This window comes from Streptomyces nanshensis, from assembly GCF_001751255.1.
Lineage (GTDB): Bacteria > Actinomycetota > Actinomycetes > Streptomycetales > Streptomycetaceae > Streptomyces > Streptomyces nanshensis_A.
Window position 1 is genome coordinate 1 of record NZ_LJGW01000006.1, and the last position, 816, is coordinate 816.

Here is an 816-nt window from a genome sequence, read left to right on the forward strand (position 1 = left end):
CCCTCCACGTCGACGAGCCGTCGTCGCATGTGGAGTGGGATGCGGGTGCGGTGGAGTTGCTGCGGGAGCGGGTCTCGTGGCCGGAGGTGGACCGTGCGCGGCGTGCGGGGGTGTCGTCGTTCGGGATCAGCGGTACGAACGCCCACGTGATTCTGGAGCAGGCTCCGGATTCGAGTGAGGTTTCCGGTGATGCGCATTCTGACGCCGGTTCCGACGCCGGTTCCGACTCTGGTTCTGGTTCTGGTTCTGGTTCTGGTGTTGCGGTGTGTGGTTTTGGGGGTGTGGTGCCGTGGTTGGTTTCGGGGCGTTCTGAGGCGGCGTTGGATGGGCAGTTGGGTCGTCTGTCGTCGTTTGTGGAGGGGGTTTCCGGGGGTGTGGGGCCGGAGGATGTCGGTTTTTCGTTGATGTCGTCGCGGTCGGTTTTTGAGCATCGTGCGGTGGTGGTGCGGGAGTTGGAGTCGGGGGAGGGCTCTGTCTCGNGTCGGCGGGTTCTGTCGGGGGTTCTTCTTCTGTTGGGCCGGAGTCGGGGGAGGTGTTTGTCTCTTCCGGTCCTTCTGGTTCTTCGGGTTCTTCTGGTTTTTCGGGTTCTGTGTTTGGTGCTGCTTCGGTGGTGCGGGGTGTTGTGGGGGAGGTGGGTTCTGGTCCGGTGTTTGTTTTTCCGGGTCAGGGTTCGCAGTGGGTGGGGATGGCGGTGGAGTTGTTGGATTCTTCGCCGGTTTTTGCGTGGTGGATGGGTGAGTGTGATCGGGTTGTGGGGGGGTTGGCTGGTTGGTCTGTGGTGGAGGTGTTGCGGGGTTCGTTGGGGGGTGTTTCGGG

1 protein-coding gene and 1 pseudogene are annotated in these 816 nt (G+C 62.7%); both read left to right on the forward strand.

What is annotated here, in order from left to right:
• Nucleotides 1–464 (forward strand): annotated as a pseudogene (locus AN218_RS38965) (ketoacyl-synthetase C-terminal extension domain-containing protein); the annotation flags it as partial.
• Nucleotides 465–532: 68 nt separating this feature from the next.
• On the forward strand, nucleotides 533–816 hold a 284-nt coding region (locus tag AN218_RS37690; protein WP_244900162.1), incomplete at its 3' end, for an acyltransferase domain-containing protein.